Below are 19,007 nucleotides of genomic sequence, written 5' to 3' on the forward strand. Positions count from 1 at the left end.
TGCGTGAGGCCGGCGACAGGCGCCCCAGGTGGCGCTGCTCGCCGGCCGTCGACGACCTCATTCCAGACTGGAGCCTGACATGAAGAATCGTTTCATCGTCGTTGCCGCGGCGCTCGCATGCGCCGGCGCCGCAACATCCCTCTCCGCGTTCGCGCAGGCGAGCGACGCCGCCGCACCGGCGCGCGCGCGCCAGGCGCAGCTCGGCGACCCGTACGTGCCGCCGGCCGCGCGCCACGCGACCGCCGGCACGCAGACGACCGGCGCCGCGCTGCACGCGCAGGTGGTGCGCAAGCTCGCGCGGCAGTTCAGCGCGGCCGACACGCAGAACACGGGGTCGATCACCGAGGCGCAGGCGCGCGCGGCCGGCCTCGGCTATGTCGCGAACCATTTCCGGCAGATGGATGCCGCCGGTAGCGGCCGCGTGTCGTTCGCGGACGTACAGCGCTACATGCAGGCGCGCAGCAGCACGAGCCAGCAGTAAGCGCGGCACGCGGCGAACAAACGGGGGCGGAACCTGCGGAACGGCGGGTTCCGCCCCCGTGCGCATGGCGCGGCCGGGGATACCGGGCTCGCCGTGGATTTAGCCGGGATTCTCATTATCTGGGCAACGCATTCAAATATTGGAGACGAATGCGTGCGCTCCTACAATCCGAAGCACATCGACAGCTTCGGACCCACGCATCGCGCGGCGCCCGTCGCACACGGAGACACCTTCCATGAAGTTCGCCGGGCGCTTTACTCGGTGCATCGACCGCCGCCACGCCGCCGCATCGGACGTAGTTCCGGCGCCGCGCGGGCGGCTTCACCGATTCCGTTGAAGAAGCCCCGCCCCATGACCAAGATGCCAGACTCCCTTGCCCTCGACGCCCGGCGCGCGATGCCGGACGATGCGTCGCTGACCGACAGCATCGGCGCGACCAGCACGCCGCTCGACCTCGCCGCGCAGCAGGCCGGCACGCAGACGCTGCTGCGCGGCCTCGCGATTCTCGAGGCGATCGCCAACGGCGCGCGCGACATGCGCGCGATCGGCGCCGCGCTCGGCACGACGCGCAGCACGACGCACCGGCTCGTCAGCAGCCTCGTGCAGGCGCGCTATCTGCGCCAGGTGCAGGGCGGCTACCTGCTCGGCCCGAAGCTGATCGAGCTCGGCACGATCGCGCTCGAGCAGATGCCGCTCACCGCGGTGGCGCGCCCGCATCTGGAAGCGCTCGCGGAAGCGACGCTCGACACGATCCATCTCGGCGTGCGCGACGGCGACGACGTGTTGTACATCGACAAGATTCCCGGCACGCGCGGCCTCGAGATGCGCTCGCGCGTCGGCCACCGGATGCCGCTCGCGTCGACGGGTATCGGCAAGGCGATGATGCTCGACCTCGATCCGGACCTGTGGCGCTCGCTGTTCGAGGCCGCGCGGCGCGCGCTGGCCGGCGTCAACTTCAAGCCCGACAACCGGCCCGAGACGAGCGCGTTCCTGCAGCGCATGGCCCATTACGCGGCCGGCGGCTATACGTTCGATCTCGAGGAAAACGAGGCGTCGATCCGCTGCGTGGCCGCGCCGATCCGCGACGCGTCGGGCGCGATCGTCGCGGCGGTGTCGGTCGCGAGCACGATTCCGTACATGCCGCACGACCGCATGGACGAACTGATTCCGCTCGTGCAGCGCGAAGCGCGAGCCATTTCCGCGGAACTGGGCTGGAGCCCGCCGCAGGGTACCCGCAGGATCAAACGATGACGACTTCGACCCGGCCCGCTCCGGATGCCAGTTCCGCCTCCCCGTCGCTGATCGCGCTCGACTGGGGCACCACGTCGCTGCGCGCGTATCTGTACGACGCGCACGGCGTGCCGATCGACACGCGCAGCCGGGCGGCCGGCGTGATGCACGTGCCGGGCGGCGGCGCGCGCGCGTTCGACGCGGTGTTCGAGGAAGCGTGCGGCGACTGGCTCGACCGTACGCCCGGCCTGCCGGTGCTCGCCGCCGGGATGGTCGGCAGCGCGCAGGGCTGGCGCGAAGCGCCGTACGTCGCGGTGCCGGCCGGCGCCGACGCGCTCGTCGCGGGGCTCATCACCGTGACGACGTCGCGCGGCGCGACGGTCTCGATCGTGCCGGGCGTGATCGCGACGGGCGAATTGCCCGACGTGATGCGCGGCGAAGAAACGCAGATCGTCGGCGCGCTCGCGAGCGATCCCACGCTTGGCGCCGATCGTTCAGGGGTACTGATCGGCTTGCCGGGCACGCATGCGAAATGGGCGTGGGTGAAGGACGGGATGATCGAACGCTTCCAGACCTTCATGACCGGCGAGCTGTTCGCGGTGCTGCGCGATCACACGATCCTCGGCCGCACGATGCGCCCGGGTGCGTCGCCCGACCGCGACGCGTTCGTGCGCGGCGTATCGGTCGCACGCGGCGCGCAGCACACGGGGCTGCTCGCGACGATTTTCAGCACGCGCACGCTGGGGCTGACCGACCGGCTCGCGCCCGATGCGCAGGGCGACTACCTGTCGGGCCTGCTGATCGGTCACGAGCTCAATGCGCTCGACGCGATGCTCGCGGAGCGCGGCATCGCGCTCGCCGATCAGCCGCTGCTGCTGATCGGCGACGACGGCTTGTGTTCGCGTTACGTCGACGCGCTCCAGGTATTCGGCCATGCGCATGCGCGCGTGGCCGCGCATGCGACCGAGCTGGGCCTGTGGCGGATCGCGTCGCGTGCCGGGCTCGTGCGCGCGGACGGCGAGCCCGTCTGCGCGGATCAATGAACTGTTTGCGGAGGAACTTTCGATGTCGTCCGACCTGACACTGCCCGCGCCGTACACGCCCCACGCCGCGCTGATGCGCGCGTTCGATGCGTGTCCGCTGATCGCGATCATGCGCGGCATCACGCCCGCCGAAGCGGCCGACCACGGCCGCGCGCTCTACGAAGCCGGCTTCCGGATCGTCGAGGTGCCGCTGAACTCGCCGGAGCCGTTCGACAGCATCGCGGAGCTGCGCCGCGCGTTGCCCGACGACATGATCGTCGGCGCGGGCACCGTGCTGCGCGCCGAGTACGTGGACCGCGTGCAGGATGCGGGCGGCGCGCTGATCGTGATGCCGCACAGCGACGCGGCCGTGATCCGCCGCGCGCGCGCGCGCGGGCTGGCGAGCGCGCCGGGCGTCGCGACGCCGACCGAAGCGTTCGCGGCGCTGACGAACGGCGCCGACGTGCTGAAGATGTTCCCGGCCGAACAGCTCGGCGTGAGCGTCGTGAAGGCCTGGCGCGCGGTGATCGACCGCGCGGTGCCGCTGATTCCGGTCGGCGGGATCGCGCCGGACAACATGCGGCCGTTCCTCGACGCCGGCGCGAACGGCTTCGGGCTTGGCTCGGCGCTGTATCGCCCGGGCCAGTCTGCCGACACGACCGCGGCGAACGCGCGCGCGTTCCAGGTCGGCTTGCGCGCGGCGCGCGGCGGAGCCGCATGATGGGCCGCCTCGCGGGCAAGGTCGCGATGGTGACGGGCGCGGGCCGCGGCATCGGCGCCGCGATCGCGCGCGCGTTCGTGCGCGAAGGCGCGGCCGTCGCGCTCGTCGATCTCGACTTCCCGCAGGCGCAGCACACGGCCGCCGCGATCGCGCACGAATGCGACGGCGCGCGCGTGCTGCCGCTGCAGGCGGACGTCGCGCGGCAGCAGGCGGTGCGCGATGCGCTCGCGCGGACGGAAGCGACGTTCGGCCCGCTCGACGTGCTCGTGAACAACGCGGGCATCAACGTGTTCGCCGATCCGTTGACGATGACCGACGACGACTGGCGGCGCTGCTTCGCGGTCGATCTCGACGGCGTGTGGCACGGCTGCCGCGCGGCGCTGGAGGGCATGGTCGAGCGCGGTCGCGGCAGCATCGTGAACATCGCATCGACGCATGCGTTCAGGATCATCCCGGGCTGCTTCCCGTATCCGGTCGCGAAACACGGCGTGCTCGGCCTGACGCGTGCGCTCGGCATCGAATACGCGGCGCGCAACGTGCGCGTGAACGCGATCGCGCCGGGCTACATCGAGACGCAACTGACGCGCGACTGGTGGGACGCGCAGCCCGATCCGGCCGCCGCGCGCGCGGAGACGCTCGCGCTGCAGCCGATGAAGCGGATCGGCCGCCCGGAGGAGGTCGCGATGACGGCCGTGTTCCTGGCGTCCGACGAGGCGCCGTTCATCAACGCCGCGTGCATCACCGTCGACGGCGGGCGCGCGGCGCTGTATCACGACTGACGCAACTGACGTAACGATTCGAAAGACCGCACGTGCGACGGCCGCGCGCACGCTGCGTCGAAACCAACAAGCGGCTGCATCCTGTTCGATGAAAACAAGGAGACACTGGAGATGAAACGCAGAACGTTCGTAACGCTGGCCGCTGCGGCCGCGGTGGTGATGGGCAGCCCGGTCGCGCACGCGGCCGACCCGGTCAAGATCGGCTTCCTGGTGAAGCAGCCTGAGGAGCCGTGGTTCCAGGACGAATGGAAATTCGCCGAGATCGCCGCGAAGCAGAAGGGCTTCACGCTCGTGAAGATCGGCGCGCCGTCCGGCGAGAAGGTGATGAGCGCGATCGACAACCTGTCCGCGCAGAAGGCGCAGGGCTTCATCATCTGCACGCCCGACGTGAAGCTCGGGCCGGGCATCGTCGCGAAGGCGAAGTCGCACAACCTGAAGATGATGACGGTCGACGACCGCCTCGTCGACGGCGCGGGCAAGCCGATCGAGTCGGTGCCGCACATGGGGATTTCCGCGTACAACATCGGCAAGCAGGTCGGCGACGGCATCGCGGCCGAGATCAAGAAGCGCGGCTGGGACATGAAGGACGTCGGCGCGATCGACATCACCTACGAGCAGTTGCCGACCGCGCACGACCGCACGAGCGGCGCGACCGACGCGCTGGTCGCCGCCGGCTTCCCGAAGGCGAACGTGATCGCGGCACCGCAGGCGAAGACCGACACCGAGAACGCGTTCAACGCGGCGAACATCGCACTCACCAAGAACCCGCAGTTCAAGCACTGGGTCGCGTACGGCCTGAACGACGAGGCCGTGCTCGGCGCGGTGCGCGCGGCCGAAGGGCGCGGCTTCAAGGCCGACAACATGATCGGCATCGGCATCGGCGGTTCCGATTCGGCATTGAACGAGTTCAAGAAGCCGCAGCCGACCGGCTTCTACGGCACCGTGATCATCAGCCCGAAGCGCCACGGCGAGGAAACCTCGGACCTGATGTACGCGTGGATCACGCAGGGCAAGGCACCGCCGCCGCTGACGCTGACGACGGGCATGCTCGCGACGCGCGACAACGTGGCGAAGGTGCGCGAGGAGATGGGGCTCGCGTCGAAGTAAGCGGCCCGCCGGCTGCCGCGGCGATGCGGCGGCCGGCGGTCGATCGATTCTGAAGTGGAGAGACGACGTGTCAGCGGCACTGCGTTTTGACAATATCGGCAAGGTGTTTCCTGGCGTGCGCGCACTCGATGGCATTTCGTTCGACGTGCATGCGGGCGAGGTGCATGGCCTGATGGGCGAGAACGGCGCGGGCAAGTCGACGCTGCTGAAGATTCTCGGCGGCGAATATCAGCCCGATGCGGGCAGCGTGCTGGTCGACGGCCAGCCCGTGCAGTTCGCGAATGCGGCCGCGTCGATCGCGGCCGGCATCGCGGTGATTCACCAGGAATTGCAGTACGTGCCCGACCTGACGGTCGCGGAAAACCTGCTGCTCGGCCGCCTGCCGAACGCGTTCGGCTGGGTGAGGAAACGCGAGGCGAAGCGTTACGTGCGCGAGCGGCTCGCCGAGATGGGCGTCGATCTCGATCCCGATGCGCGGCTCGGGCGGCTGTCGATCGCGCAGCGGCAGATGGTCGAGATCTGCAAGGCGCTGATGCGCAACGCGCGCGTGATCGCGCTCGACGAACCGACGAGCTCGCTGTCGCATCGCGAGACGGAAGTGCTGTTCAAGCTGGTCGACGACCTGCGTGCGCAGGGCCGCGCGCTGATCTACATCTCGCACCGGATGGACGAGATCTACCGGCTGTGCGATGCGTGCACGATCTTTCGCGACGGCCGCAAGATCGCGTCGCACGAAGCGCTGGCCGACGTGCCGCGCGAGCGGCTCGTCGCCGAGATGGTCGGGCGCGAGATCGCGGACATCTACCATTACGCGCCGCGCGCGCTCGGCGACGTGCGGTTTTCCGCCGAAGGCATTGACGGGCCGGCATTGCGCGAACCGGCAAGCTTCTCGGTGCGCGCGGGCGAGATCGTCGGCTTCTTCGGGCTCGTCGGCGCGGGTCGCAGCGAGCTGATGCGGCTCGTGTACGGCGCGGACCGCCGGCGCGCGGGCGTGCTGACGCTCGACGGCGCGCGCATCGACGTGAAGCGCACGGGCGACGCGATCCGCCACGGCATCGTGCTGTGCCCCGAGGACCGCAAGGAAGAAGGAATCATCGCGATCGCGTCGGTCTCGGAGAACATCAACATCAGCTGCCGCCGCCATTCGCTGCGCGCGGGTCTGTTCATCAACGGCAAGGCCGAGAGCGAAACGGCCGACCGCTTCATCCAGCGGCTGAAGATCAAGACGCCGAACCGGCGCCAGAAGATCCGCTTCCTGTCGGGCGGCAACCAGCAGAAGGCGATCCTGTCGCGCTGGCTCGCGGAGCCCGACCTGAAGGTCGTGATCCTCGACGAGCCGACGCGCGGCATCGACGTCGGCGCGAAGCACGAGATCTACGACGTGATCTACCGGCTCGCGGAGCGCGGCTGCGCGATCGTGATGGTGTCGTCGGAACTGCCGGAAGTGCTCGGCGTGTCCGACCGCGTCGTCGTGATGCGCGAAGGCCGGATCGCCGGCGAGCTGCCGCGCGCGCAGGCGAACGAGCACGCGGTGCTGAACCTCGCGCTGCCGCAGACGAGCGCGGCCGAGGCGGCCTGACGCGGCATACGACATTCGAATCGAACACGCGCGGCGCGGGCCGCGCGATGCAGGAGCAGGAGACACATCATGCAAGTCAACGAAAACCTGGCCAGCGCCGCCGTGAAGCCGTCGGCCGACGCGCTGGTTCCGCAGCAGAGCGACCGCCAGAAGTGGTGGCAGCATCTGACCGAATACAGCCTGATCGCGATCTTCGCGGTGATGTTCATCACGATGTCGCTGACCGTCGATCACTTCTTCTCGATCGACAACATGCTCGGCCTCGCGCTGTCGATCTCGCAGATCGGCATGGTCGCGTGCACGATGATGTTCTGTCTCGCGTCGCGCGACTTCGACCTGTCGATCGGCTCGACCGTCGCGTTCTCGGGCGTGCTGTGCGCGATGGTGCTGAACGCGACCGACAACACGTTCGTCGCGATCGTCGCGGCGGTCGCGGCCGGCGCCGCGATCGGCTTCGTGAACGGCGCGGTGATCGCGTACCTGCGCATCAACGCGCTGATCACGACGCTCGCGACGATGGAGATCGTGCGCGGGCTCGGTTTCATCGTGTCGAAGGGGCAGGCGGTCGGCGTGTCGTCGGATACCTTCATCGCGCTCGGCGGGATGTCGATGTTCGGCGTGTCGCTGCCGATCTGGGTCACGCTGCTGTGCTTCATCGGCTTCGGCGTGCTGCTGAACCAGACCGTGTACGGCCGCAACACGCTCGCGATCGGCGGCAATCCGGAAGCGTCGCGGCTCGCGGGGATCAACGTCGAACGCACGCGCGTGTACATCTTCCTGATCCAGGGCGCGGTCACAGCCCTCGCGGGCGTGATTCTCGCGTCGCGCATCACGTCGGGCCAGCCGAACGCCGCGCAGGGCTTCGAGCTGAACGTGATCTCCGCGTGCGTGCTCGGCGGCGTGTCGCTGATGGGCGGCCGCGCGACGATCTCGGGCGTCGTGATCGGCGTGCTGATCATGGGCACCGTCGAGAACGTGATGAACCTGCTGAACATCGACGCGTTCTACCAGTACCTCGTGCGTGGCGCGATCCTGCTCGCGGCCGTGCTGCTCGACCAGCTGAAGAACCGCGGCGTACGCGACTGACCGACCTGTTTCCACGGAGACGATCCGCATGACCATCGATACTTCCGCGCCGGACTCGCACGCCGCGAGCGACGCGCGCTTCGCGCGCTACCCGAGCCTCGAGGATCGCGCGGTGCTGATCACGGGCGGCGCGACCGGCATCGGCGCGTCGTTCGTCGAGCACTTCGCCGAACAGGGCGCGCGCGTCGCGTTCGTCGACCTCGACGCGGCGGCCGGCGCCGCGCTGGCCGAACGCCTCGCGCACGTGCGCCATGCGCCGCTGTTCCTGCCGTGCGACCTGACCGACATCGATGCGCTGCGCGGGGCGATCGACGCGATCCGCGCGCGCATCGGCGCGATCGCGGTGCTTGTGAACAATGCGGCGAACGACACGCGCCACGCGATCGGCGACGTGACGCCCGCGTCGTTCGACGCGGGCATCGCGGTGAACCTGCGTCACCAGTTCTTCGCCGCGCAGGCGGTGATCGACGACATGAAGCGGCAGGGCGGCGGCGCGATCATCAATCTCGGCTCGATCAGCTGGATGCTGAAGAACGGCGGCTATCCCGTCTACGTGATGGCGAAGGCGGCCGTGCAGGGCCTGACGCGCGGCCTCGCGCGCGATCTCGGCCCGTTCGGCATCCGCGTGAATTCGCTGGTGCCGGGCTGGGTGATGACCGACAAGCAGCGCCGGCTGTGGCTCGACGATGCGGGCCGCGCGGCGATCAAGGCCGGCCAGTGCATCGACGCCGAACTATTGCCGGCCGACCTCGCCCGGATGGCGCTGTTTCTCGCGGCCGACGACAGCCGGATGATCACCGCGCAGGACGTGATCGTCGACGGCGGCTGGGCCTGACCGTTCGCACCGACCTGCATCGTTTCTTCGACGAAGGAAAGGAGCTCACCATGACCGCCACGTCCTCGCGCGCATCGTCGTCCACCAGCCAGTCGCGCCGCGCGCGCCTGGCCGCCGCCGCCCAGCCGGTCAGCCCCGGCCCGCAGACGGCCGTGTTCGCGCAGGGCGTCGGCGCCGCGCATGCGGCGGCCGTCACGCTGTCGAACGCGTCGCTGCGGCTCGACGTGCTGCCGCACCTCGGCGGCGGCATCGCGCGCTTCGACTGGCGCGGCGAGAACGGCGCGCTGGTGCCGGTGTTCCGCCGTTGCGAGCACCCGGAGACGGCGACCGACCCGAACGAGCTCGCATGCTATCCGCTGCTGCCGTATTCGAACCGGATCGGCGACGGGCGCTTCGAATGCGACGGGCGCAAGGTCGCGGTGCCGCGCAACCGTCGCGACGAGCCGCTGCCGATCCACGGCGACGGCTGGCTCGCGCCGTGGCAGGTCGACGATGCGACCGACACGTCGCTGCAACTGTCGCTCGACCGGACGGCCGGCGCGCCGTATGCATTCCGCGCGATCCAGTCGTTCGAGCTCGACGACGCGACGCTGTCGATCGCGCTGACGATCGAGAACGCGGGACGCGCGCGGCTGCCGTTCGGGCTCGGCGTGCATCCGTTCCTGGTGCGCGATGTGGCGACCGAGCTGGCCGCGGCGGCGGGCGGCCTGTGGCTGTCGGGCGCCGATTTCCTGCCGGTGCGGCACGTCAGCGTGCCGCCGGCCTGGCAGTTCGGCGTCGCGTATCCGCTGCCGGCCACGCTCGTCAATCACGCGTTCACCGGCTGGGGCGGCCACGCGACGGTGAGCTGGCCGCGCCGGCGGCTGTCGCTGACCGTCGCGGCCGACGCCGACGCATACGTGCTCTACACGCCGCCGGGCGAGGATTTCTTCTGCTTCGAGCCGGTCGATCATCCGATCAATGCGGTGAACCTGCCGGGCGGCGCGGCCGCGCACGGGATGACGCTGCTCGCGCCCGGCGAGCGGCTCACGCGGCGTTTCGCGTTCACCGTCGAGCGCGCCGATGCGCGCAGCAATGCCGCGACACACGAGGGGCGCCGGCGACGCGGGTAAAATACGCGGTCTACCAACGGTTTGCCGCGAGTACCCGCCATGTCTTCCCCGCTTACTTTCATCGAATCGCTGCGCGCCGCGTGGCAACGCACGAATTCGCTGCTGTGCGTCGGCCTCGACCCCGAGCCGTCGCGCTTTCCCGTGCAGTTCGACGGCCAGCCCGACGCGATCTTCGAATTCTGCCGGCAGATCGTCGATGCGACCGCGCCGTACGCGAGCGCGTTCAAGCCGCAGATCGCCTACTTCGCCGCGCATCGCGCGGAAGACCAGCTCGAACGTCTGATCGCGCACATCCATCTGCAGCATCCGGGCCTGCCCGTGATCCTCGACGCGAAGCGCGGCGACATCGGCAGCACGGCCGAGCAGTATGCACGCGAGGCGTTCGAGCGCTATCGCGCGGACGCCGTCACCGTGAATCCGTACATGGGCTACGACTCGGTCGAGCCGTACTTCGAGCATGAAGGCAAGGGCGTGATCGTGCTGTGCCGCACGTCGAACCCGGGCGGCTCGGACCTGCAGTTCCTCGACACGAACGGCCGGCCGCTGTACCAGGTGGTCGCCGACCTCGCGGCGAACAAATGGAACGCGAAGAACGGCCAGCTCGGCCTCGTGGTCGGCGCGACGTTCCCGAAGGAGATCGAGATCGTGCGCGGGATCGTCGGCGACATGCCGCTCCTGATTCCCGGCATCGGCGCGCAGGGCGGCGACGTGCAGGCGACCGTCAACGCAGGCCGCACGGCGGACGGCACCGGGATGATGATCAACTCGTCGCGCGCGATCCTGTACGCGAGCAAGGGCGAGGATTTCGCCGAAGCCGCGGCGCTCGCCGCGCAGAAGACGCGCGACACGATCAACGCGCATCGCTGATCGGCCGCACCGGTGGTCCGGGCCGGCGCCAGCGCCCGCCCGGGCAGCCGGCGCCGGCGTGCTCCCGCGCGCGAGCCCGCCGCTTCCCTCCCGTTTTTCCGCTCCTCTGCCGGCCCGGCGCGCGCTGGCGCACGCGGACAACTTCCCGTCGCTTCCGCACCGCATCCCCGCGCACCAATCGCGCGATGCTGCGGCTTGTCATCGATCCGTCACGAAAACGTCAAGAAAGGGAGCGACGCCATGCCCAAGCTGTCCCGCCGTCTTCTGAGCGCGTTCGCCGCGTCGCTGTGCATGACGTTCGCCCATGCGGCGGATCTGTCGCACTGGCCGGCCGACGGCGCGAAGGCGCTGAACGCGATGATCGCCGCGCACGCGAACCGCGGCGACTACGCGGTGTTCGACGCCGACAACACGACCTACCGCTACGACCTCGAGGAATCGCTGCTGCCGTACCTCGAAAATCGCGGCGTGCTGACGCGCGACGCGCTCGACCCGTCGCTGAAGCTGATCCCGTTCAAGGATTCCGCCGACTACAAGGAGTCGCTGACGAGCTACTACTACCGGCTGTGCGAGATCGACGATCTGGTCTGCTATCCGTGGATCGCGCAGGCGTTCGCCGGCCAGTCGCTCGCCGACCTGAAGCGCCACGTCGACGCGATGCTCGCCGACGGCAAGCCGATCCCGATCCGCTATTGGCAGGGTGACAAGGTGGTCGACGGCACGGTCAATCCGCCGCGCTTCTTCCGCGGGATGCAGGAGCTGTACAACGCGCTGCGCGAGAACGGCATCGAGGTCTACGTGATGACGGCCGCGCACGAGGAGCTCGCGCGGCTCGTGCTGGCCGACCCGAAGTACGGCTACAACGTGAAGCCGCAGAACGTGATCGGCGTGACGACGCTGCTGCGCAATCCGGCGACCGGCGCGCTGACGACGTCGCGGCTGCAGATCAAGGCCGGCAAGTACGACGAGGCCGCGAACCGCGCGCTGGTGATCACGCCGTTCCTGATGAACCCGATGACGTGGTACGAAGGCAAGCTCGGTTCGATCGTCGGCTGGATCGACCAGTGGAAGAAGCCGGTGCTCGTCGCGGGCGACACGCCGACGTCCGACGGCTACATGCTGCTGAACGCGACCGACGTCGCGCGCGGCGGCGTGCGCGTGTGGGTCAACAAGAAGGACAAGCAGATGGTGCAGATCCGCGCGTGGTCGGACGAATCGGCCGCGAAGCAGAAGTCGCTCGGCCTGCCGGTGACGGCGGACAAGAACTGGATCGTCGTGAAGCCCGACGCGATTCAATAACCGAACAGGGGCGCGGCACGCGCCCGGGCCGGTCAGCCTTCGCGCTCGTCGAGCAGCTTCAGCAGCCCGCGCAGTGCATGCGCGGCTGCCTGCGTGCGGATCTGTTCGCGATCGCCCTTGAACACGAGCGTCTCGACATCGGTATGCAGCCGGTTGCTCCAGCCGAACGACACGGTGCCGACCGGCTTCTTCTCGCTGCCGCCGGCCGGGCCCGCGATGCCGGTGACGGACAGCGCGACCTGCGCGCGGCTGTTGCGCAGCGCGCCTTCGGCCATCGCGCGCGCGACGGGCTCGCTGACCGCGCCGTGCTTGTCGATCAGGTCGGCGGGCACGCCGATCATCTCGATCTTGGCCTGGTTCGAATAGGTGACGAAGCCGCGCTCGAACCACTGGCTGCTGCCGGAAATGTCGGTGATCGCCGTGGCGATCATCCCGCCGGTGCAGGATTCGGCGGTGGCGAGCGTGAGGTGCTCGTCACGTAGCTTGTTGCCTGCGCGGATCGCAAGCTGATGGACGACGGAATCGGTTGGCATGCGCGTCGGGAAACGGGAGTCGGGAAATCGGTCAGCCGCCGACGGAGCGCCACAGCGCGATCACGAGCAGCGTCATGAACGCGGCGACCAGGTCGTCGACCATGATGCCGAGCCCGCCTTTCAGGCGGCGGTCGAAGTAGCGGATCGGCGGCGGCTTGAGCATGTCGAAGAAGCGGAACGCGACGAACGCCCACAGCTGACCGACGAAGGTCGCGGGCGTGACGAACAGCATCACGAGCCAGATCGCGACGATCTCGTCCCAGACGACGGCGCCCGGATCGGCCACGCCGGCCTTCCTCGCGGTGAAACCGGTGACCCACGTGCCGGCCATGAAGCCGACGGCGATCAGCACCCACCATTCGGGCACCGTCAGGTAGCGGTTGAGCACGACGAACGTGAGCCAGCCGAACAGCGAGCCGAACGTGCCGGGCATGATCGGCGCGAGGCCGCTGCCGAAGCCGAGCGACACGAGATGCGCGGGGTGCGACAGCATGAAGCGGGCCGTCACGCGGGTCGGCGCGGGTGGCGCGGCGCCGGGCTCGGCCGCGGCGCGCGCGGGCGTCGGATCAGTCTGCATGGAAGTGGTCGAAGCCGTGCAACGTGAGAGCGAGGGGCGCGCCGGCGGCGTCGCGCCACGCGATGGCGGGGTGCGCCGACGGCGCGGACAACGCGCGTATTGTACCGATTCGCGTGACCGGCACGCCGACCGCGGCGCCCGCCGCTTCGACCGCCGCGCGGGCTGCCACCGGCGCGGTGAAGCACAGTTCGTAGTCGTCGCCGCCCGCCAGCGTGCAGCGGCGCTGCACGTCGGCCGGCAGCGTCGCGAGCGCGGCCGAGCGTGGCACCGCGTCGGCGTCGATCTCGGCGCGTACGTTCGAGCGCGTCAGAATGTGCTGGAGATCGCCGGCCAAGCCGTCCGACAGGTCGAGCGCCGCGTGCGCGACGCCCGCGAGCGCGAGGCCGAGCGCGACGCGCGGCTCGGGCCGCTCGAGCGCGTGCCGGAACGCGGCGGCTTCGTCCGCGCCGGCCGTCCACTCGCCGCGGGCGACGCCGAGGCCCGCGCGCGCGTCGCCGAGCGTGCCGGATACCCACACGTCGTCGCCGTCGCGCGCGGCATCGCGCCGCAGCGCCGCGTCCGGCGCGACTTCGCCGAACACGGTCACGCACAGGTTCAGCGGCCCGCTCGTCGTGTCGCCGCCGATCAGCTCGCAGCCGTATCGCTCGGCCAGCGCGAACAGCCCGTTGCTGAAGGCCTCGAGCCACGCCGCATCGGCGCGCGGCAGCGCGCATGCGAGCGTGAACGCGCGCGGCTCAGCGCCCATCGCGGCGAGATCCGACAGGTTGACCGCGAGCGTCTTGTGACCGAGCGCGTCGGGCGCGACGTCGGGGAAGAAATGTCGGCCTTCCACCAGCATGTCCGTCGAAATGGCCAGCAATTTCCCGGATCGGGGCGCAATCAGTGCGCAATCGTCGCCGATGCCGAGCGTCGACGCGCGCGCGCCCTGCGCGGCGCGGCGCGTGAAGAAGCGTTCGATCAGCGAAAACTCGGAGAGGGCGGCTGGCACGGCGGGCGATCCGAAACGGTGAAAGGAACGGCATTGTACGAGGCGAGTGGCGGCGCTCCTGCACTATCCAGTACATTTTTGTCGCGGCTGTTGCACCCGAATCGCCGGTCTGGCGGCCGATGATTGGCGCTACAATGCCGTCGAACAGTTATTCTAATCCGCCCGTCACGAGACACATGTCCACCCAAGCCTCCTCCAAAGCCAAGCTGCGCGAAGCCGCGCTCGACTATCACGAATTTCCGACCCCCGGCAAAATCGCGATCGCCCCGACCAAGCAGATGATCAACCAGCGCGACCTCGCGCTCGCGTATTCGCCGGGCGTGGCGTACGCGTGCGAGGAGATCGTCGAGAATCCGCTCAACGCGGCGCGTTTCACCGCGCGCAGCAACCTGGTCGGCGTCGTGACGAACGGCACGGCGGTGCTCGGTCTCGGCAACATCGGCCCGCTCGCGTCGAAGCCGGTGATGGAAGGCAAGGCCGTGCTGTTCAAGAAGTTCGCGGGCATCGACGTGTTCGACATCGAGCTGAACGAGTCGGACCCGCACAAACTCGTCGACGTGATCGCCGCGCTGGAGCCGACCTTCGGCGGGATCAACCTCGAAGACATCAAGGCGCCGGACTGCTTCATCGTCGAGCGCGAAGCGCGCAAGCGGATGAAGATCCCGGTGTTCCACGACGACCAGCACGGCACCGCGATCGTCGTGGCCGCGGCCGTCACGAACGGCCTGAAGGTCGTCGGCAAGGACATCAAGAAGGTCAAGCTGGTGGCGTCCGGTGCGGGCGCTGCCGCGCTCGCGTGTCTCGACCTGCTGGTCGACATCGGGCTGCCGCTCGAGAACATCACGGTGACCGACCTGGCCGGCGTGGTCTACAAGGGGCGCGCAGAACTGATGGATCCGGACAAGGAGCGTTTCGCGCGCGAGACCGACGCGCGCACGCTGGCCGAGGTGATCGACGGCGCGGACATCTTCCTCGGCCTGTCGGCCGCCGGCGTGCTGAAGCAGGAGATGGTGAAGGGTATGGCCGAGCGCCCGCTGATCCTCGCGCTCGCGAACCCGACGCCGGAAATCCTGCCGGAGCTCGCGCTCGAAGTGCGCCCGGACGCCGTGCTGGCCACCGGCCGCACCGATTACCCGAACCAGGTCAACAACGTCCTGTGCTTCCCGTTCATCTTCCGCGGCGCGCTCGACGTCGGCGCGACGACGATCACGCGTGAAATGGAGATCGCGGCCGTCAACGCGATCGCCGAGCTCGCGCAGCACGAGCAGAGCGACATCGTCGCGACCGCATACGGTATCCAGGATCTGTCGTTCGGGCCCGAATACCTGATTCCGAAGCCGTTCGATCCGCGCCTGATCGTGAAGATCGCGCCGGCCGTCGCGCAGGCCGCGATGGACGGCGGCGTCGCGACCCGCCCGATCGAGGACATGGAGGCGTACCGCGTCCACCTGCAGCAGTTCGTGTATCACAGCGGCACGACGATGAAGCCGATCTTCCAGATCGCGCGCGCCGCGCCGGAAGAGAAGAAGCGCGTGGTGTTCGCGGAAGGCGAAGAAGAGCGCGTGTTGCGTGCCGTTCAGATCATCGTCGACGAAAAGCTCGCGAAGCCGATCCTGATCGGCCGCCCGTCGGTGATCGAGCACCGTATCCAGCGCTACGGCCTGCGCCTCACGCCCGGCACCGATTTCACGGTCGTCAACACCGAGCACGACGAGCGTTACCGCGACTTCTGGCAGACGTACCACAAGATGATGGCGCGCAAGGGCATCAGCGAGCAGCTCGCGCGCGTCGAAATGCGCCGCCGCACGACGCTGATCGGCTCGATGCTGGTGAAGAAGGGCGAAGCGGACGGGATGATCTGCGGCACGATCAGCACCACGCACCGCCACCTGCACTTCATCGACCAGGTGATCGGCAAGCGTCCGGGCTGCAGCGTGTACGCGGCGATGAACGGCCTCGTGCTGCCGGGCCGCCAGATTTTCCTCGTGGATACGCACGTGAACGTCGATCCGACCCCGGAAGAACTGGCCGAGATCACGATTATGGCCGCGGAAGAAGTGCGCCGGTTCGGTATCGAGCCGAAGGTCGCGCTGTTGTCGCACTCGAATTTCGGCACGAGCAACGCACCGTCGGCGAAGAAGATGCGCGATACGCTCGCGATCCTGCAGGAAACCGCACCGGAACTGAAGGTCGACGGCGAGATGCACGGCGACGTCGCGCTCGACGCGGCGCTGCGCAAGGAGATCCTGCCGGAATCGACGCTGGAAGGCGACGCGAACCTGCTGATCCTGCCGAACATCGACGCCGCCAACATCGCGTACAACCTGCTGAAGACGGCCGCCGGCAACAACATCGCGATCGGGCCGATCCTGCTGGGCGCCGCGCAGCCGGTGCACGTGCTGACCGAATCGGCGACCGTTCGTCGCATCGTCAACATGGCGGCGCTGCTGGTCGCCGACGTGAACGCCGCGCGCTGAGCCAGAACGAACGCGCCACCCGGTCGAACCGGCGTGGCGCGCCCGGGAAAATTGTAAACAAAAGCAAAAAGAGGCGTGCCCGCAACGGGCACGCCACCGGGCAGGGCGCACACGCGCTTCCCGCAAAGCAACAGCAGCATCTCTCCACTCCAGGCAGCGAGCGAGGCAAGGAGGCAGTTCTTGCCCACCGAGAGGTGCCGCACGCATTCTATCTTATGTAAGATAAATGTAGTGCGATTTCGGTAAAAAATGCGGAATTCGCGGCATCGCGAGGCTTTCCATTCCCAAACGGACATTGATTCGCGCGGCCAATAACGCTACGCTAACGCCTTTGTTGGTCGTCAACTACTTGATTTAACAGCGGGAACCCTGGTTCATGGCACGCAAGTGGCTCCGCAACGGCGCGCTCGCGTCCGTCTTCGCGATGTTCGCGATGGGTATCGTCGGCACGCCGACGGGCAGTCTGGTTTCCGCCGCTTACGCACGGGAGGCCGTTCCGGCCGACGTGGCTGCCAGCGGGCTCGATACGATCCCGACTGCCAGTCTTCCGCGCGAGGCCGTGACCACGCTAAGCCTGATCGCCGCCGGCGGCCCCTATCCGTACGAGAAAGACGGCGTCGTATTCGGCAATCGCGAGCGGATCCTGCCGAAGGCGAAGCGCGGCTACTACCATGAGTACACGGTGCCGACGCCGCGTGCGCGCAATCGCGGCGCGCGCCGGATCGTCTGTGGCGGTCCGTTGCGCCGGATCGACAACTGTTATTACACGGGCGACCACTACAACAGTTTTAAACGTATTGTTGAATGACTTCGGGACGAATGGCATGAGCGACTCCATCTACGCGCACGATACGGCGGCGGCGGAACTGTTCGCGGCCGGCGACGGCAATCTGTTTCAGCGTGTGATTCAGCTGCACGCGGCGGCGCAGGCCGGCGGCACGCCGGAGCAACAGGAAGCCGAGCCCGGGCTTTCATCGAACGAGGAGCCTATGAGCCTTTTCACGACCGTGCGACCCAATCTCGTGCAGTCGATCCGCGCGTTCCGCGTGCAGGATCTCGCCGACGAAGCCGGTCGGCTCGGCCAGCATTTCCTGTACGCGTATTGCGGCGCCGCGCAGTCGAAGCAGGAAGTGATGGAAACGATCGCGACCTCGTTCCTGTTTCCGAAGCATTTCGGGAAGAACTATGACGCGCTGTACGACTGCCTGACCGACCTCGTTGCGAAGGCCGGCGCGCAGCCCGGCTTCGTGATCGTCCTCGAAGGGCTGCCGATCGCGCAGAAATTCGACAAGGAAGGGCGCGAAACGCTGCTCGACGTGTTTCGCGAGGCGGCCGAATTCTGGGCCGAGCGCAAGGTCGCGTTCCGCGTGTTCTACTCGTTCGCGTAAGCGCATCGGTCCGCGTGGCCGATTCGCCGAACGACCCGTCAAAAGCCCGCTTCGAGCGGGCTTTTTTGCGTCTGCGATTCGCGTCCGGCTGCAGGGCGTGGCGCGCGAAGCACGGTGTGGGGCGAGCCGTTGAACGCGGCGCGCCGACGCGTTTTTACCACCCGCCCCAGCGCGCCGCCAACGCCGCGAGCACGGCCGCGCCGGCCGTCTCGGTACGCAGCACGCGCGGCCCGAGCGACAGCGCGGTGAACCCGCGTGCGCGAGCTGCATTTTCCTCGTCGGGCGACAGCCCGCCTTCGGGTCCGATCAGCAGCGTGACGGCGGCCGCGGGCGGCGCGTCGGGCAGCGACGCGAACGGGATGCTCGCGCGCGGCGACAGCAGCAGCCGCAGTTCGCCGTCGGCCGGCGCGGCCGGCAGCGCGTCGAGCCATGCACTGAAGCCGATGACCGGCGCGACGTCGGGCACGCGGTTGCGGCCGCATTGCTCGCACGACGCGCGCACGACGCCGCGCCAGTGCGCGACGCGCTTGTCCGCGCGTTCGCCGGACAGCTTCACGACGCCACGCGCGGTCGACAGCGGCACGACCGCTGCGACGCCGAGCTCGACGGCCTTCTCGATCACCCAGTCCATCTTGTCGCCGCCGGCGATCCCCTGCGCGAGCGTCACGCGATAGGGCGGCTCGGCCTCGGCGGGCTCGAACGAATCGACCTGCACGAGCGCGCTGCGCTTGTCGACCTCGACGAGCCGCGCGCGGTACTGGCCGCCCGTGCCGTCGAACAGCGCGAGCACGTCGCCGGGCTGCAGGCGCAGCACTTGCACGTGGCGCGCGACGTCGGCCGGCAACGCGAGCGTGGCGTCGGCGCGCAGCGCGGCGTCGACGAAAAAGCGCGGCACGGCCGCGGTGGTGGTGGCTTCGGTCATGCGT

At 68.8% G+C, this 19,007-nt stretch carries 19 protein-coding genes; 15 read left to right on the forward strand and 4 right to left on the reverse strand.

Annotated elements, in window-relative coordinates; all coding sequences use genetic code 11:
* Positions 1 to 79: 79 nt before the first annotated feature.
* The 12 genes from DTA15_RS18810 to DTA15_RS18870 all read left to right on the forward strand — a co-directional run bounded on the left by DTA15_RS18810 (position 80) and on the right by DTA15_RS18870 (position 12,118).
* Complete coding sequence (locus DTA15_RS18810) at positions 80 to 481, forward strand: EF-hand domain-containing protein (protein ID WP_006496742.1); 402 nt, start codon at positions 80 to 82, stop codon at positions 479 to 481.
* A gap of 351 nt (positions 482 to 832) precedes the next feature.
* The gene (locus DTA15_RS18820; RefSeq protein ID WP_012492967.1) at positions 833 to 1,732 is read left to right on the forward strand and encodes an IclR family transcriptional regulator; all 900 of its coding nucleotides are present in this window, start codon (positions 833 to 835) and stop codon (positions 1,730 to 1,732) included.
* A complete protein-coding gene (locus DTA15_RS18825) occupies positions 1,729 to 2,754 on the forward strand; it encodes a 2-dehydro-3-deoxygalactonokinase (RefSeq protein ID WP_006487542.1) in 1,026 nt (341 codons plus the stop codon). Before DTA15_RS18820 ends, DTA15_RS18825 begins: the two co-directional genes overlap by 4 nt.
* A 22-nt stretch (positions 2,755 to 2,776) precedes the next feature.
* Entirely contained in the window at positions 2,777 to 3,454 is a 678-nt protein-coding gene (locus tag DTA15_RS18830) for a 2-dehydro-3-deoxy-6-phosphogalactonate aldolase (protein ID WP_006487539.1), read from the forward strand.
* A complete protein-coding gene (locus DTA15_RS18835; RefSeq protein WP_012492966.1) occupies positions 3,454 to 4,233 on the forward strand; it encodes an SDR family oxidoreductase in 780 nt (259 codons plus the stop codon). Before DTA15_RS18830 ends, DTA15_RS18835 begins: the two co-directional genes overlap by 1 nt.
* Positions 4,234 to 4,344: 111 nt before the next feature.
* A complete protein-coding gene (locus DTA15_RS18840; RefSeq protein ID WP_006491025.1) occupies positions 4,345 to 5,340 on the forward strand; it encodes an arabinose ABC transporter substrate-binding protein in 996 nt (331 codons plus the stop codon).
* Between the two features lie 67 nt (positions 5,341 to 5,407).
* Positions 5,408 to 6,919, forward strand: a complete 1,512-nt coding sequence (gene araG, locus DTA15_RS18845; protein WP_006491028.1) for an L-arabinose ABC transporter ATP-binding protein AraG — start codon at positions 5,408 to 5,410, stop codon at positions 6,917 to 6,919.
* Between the two features lie 69 nt (positions 6,920 to 6,988).
* Positions 6,989 to 8,005, forward strand: coding sequence for an L-arabinose ABC transporter permease AraH (gene araH / locus DTA15_RS18850; protein WP_006491027.1), 1,017 nt, complete (start codon positions 6,989 to 6,991; stop codon positions 8,003 to 8,005).
* A 28-nt stretch (positions 8,006 to 8,033) separates the two neighbouring features.
* The gene (locus DTA15_RS18855) at positions 8,034 to 8,840 is read left to right on the forward strand and encodes an SDR family NAD(P)-dependent oxidoreductase (RefSeq protein WP_006491029.1); all 807 of its coding nucleotides are present in this window, start codon (positions 8,034 to 8,036) and stop codon (positions 8,838 to 8,840) included.
* A 50-nt stretch (positions 8,841 to 8,890) separates the two neighbouring features.
* Positions 8,891 to 9,952 (forward strand): aldose 1-epimerase, encoded by a 1,062-nt coding sequence (locus DTA15_RS18860; RefSeq protein ID WP_020979358.1) that lies wholly within the window; start codon positions 8,891 to 8,893, stop codon positions 9,950 to 9,952.
* Between the two features lie 39 nt (positions 9,953 to 9,991).
* Positions 9,992 to 10,819 carry an orotidine-5'-phosphate decarboxylase gene (gene pyrF, locus DTA15_RS18865; RefSeq protein WP_006483119.1) on the forward strand — a complete coding sequence of 276 codons (828 nt, stop codon included), beginning with the start codon at positions 9,992 to 9,994 and terminating at the stop codon, positions 10,817 to 10,819.
* Positions 10,820 to 11,059: 240 nt separating this feature from the next.
* Positions 11,060 to 12,118, forward strand: coding sequence for a hypothetical protein (locus DTA15_RS18870; RefSeq protein WP_006488664.1), 1,059 nt, complete (start codon positions 11,060 to 11,062; stop codon positions 12,116 to 12,118).
* A 32-nt stretch (positions 12,119 to 12,150) separates the two neighbouring features.
* Here DTA15_RS18870 and DTA15_RS18875 read toward each other — a convergent pair whose 3' ends face one another.
* The 3 genes from DTA15_RS18875 to thiL are packed head-to-tail and all read right to left on the reverse strand — an operon-like array spanning position 12,151 to position 14,216.
* Positions 12,151 to 12,651 carry a CinA family protein gene (locus DTA15_RS18875; protein ID WP_006488662.1) on the reverse strand — a complete coding sequence of 167 codons (501 nt, stop codon included), beginning with the start codon at positions 12,649 to 12,651 and terminating at the stop codon, positions 12,151 to 12,153.
* 31 nt (positions 12,652 to 12,682) lie between these two features.
* Positions 12,683 to 13,228 (reverse strand): phosphatidylglycerophosphatase A family protein, encoded by a 546-nt coding sequence (locus DTA15_RS18880; RefSeq protein ID WP_006493898.1) that lies wholly within the window; start codon positions 13,226 to 13,228, stop codon positions 12,683 to 12,685.
* On the reverse strand, positions 13,218 to 14,216 hold the full coding sequence (gene thiL / locus DTA15_RS18885) for a thiamine-phosphate kinase (RefSeq protein ID WP_006496735.1): 999 nt from the start codon (positions 14,214 to 14,216) through the stop codon (positions 13,218 to 13,220). Before thiL ends, DTA15_RS18880 begins: the two co-directional genes overlap by 11 nt.
* Before the next feature lie 134 nt (positions 14,217 to 14,350).
* Here thiL and DTA15_RS18895 point away from each other — a divergent pair, with 134 nt between their 5' ends.
* From DTA15_RS18895 to DTA15_RS18905, 3 genes are all read left to right on the forward strand, one after another.
* Complete coding sequence (locus DTA15_RS18895) at positions 14,351 to 16,693, forward strand: NADP-dependent malic enzyme (RefSeq protein WP_034178301.1); 2,343 nt, start codon at positions 14,351 to 14,353, stop codon at positions 16,691 to 16,693.
* A 376-nt stretch (positions 16,694 to 17,069) separates the two neighbouring features.
* Positions 17,070 to 17,501 (forward strand): guanyl-specific ribonuclease, encoded by a 432-nt coding sequence (locus DTA15_RS18900; protein WP_006490731.1) that lies wholly within the window; start codon positions 17,070 to 17,072, stop codon positions 17,499 to 17,501.
* A 16-nt stretch (positions 17,502 to 17,517) separates the two neighbouring features.
* Positions 17,518 to 18,081 carry a barstar family protein gene (locus DTA15_RS18905; protein ID WP_006476945.1) on the forward strand — a complete coding sequence of 188 codons (564 nt, stop codon included), beginning with the start codon at positions 17,518 to 17,520 and terminating at the stop codon, positions 18,079 to 18,081.
* A gap of 154 nt (positions 18,082 to 18,235) precedes the next feature.
* Here DTA15_RS18905 and DTA15_RS18910 read toward each other — a convergent pair whose 3' ends face one another.
* Positions 18,236 to 19,003, reverse strand: coding sequence for a 16S rRNA (uracil(1498)-N(3))-methyltransferase (locus tag DTA15_RS18910; protein ID WP_006493615.1), 768 nt, complete (start codon positions 19,001 to 19,003; stop codon positions 18,236 to 18,238).
* Positions 19,004 to 19,007 lie beyond the last annotated feature (4 nt).

This window comes from Burkholderia cenocepacia (genome assembly GCF_900446215.1).
Lineage (GTDB): Bacteria > Pseudomonadota > Gammaproteobacteria > Burkholderiales > Burkholderiaceae > Burkholderia > Burkholderia cenocepacia.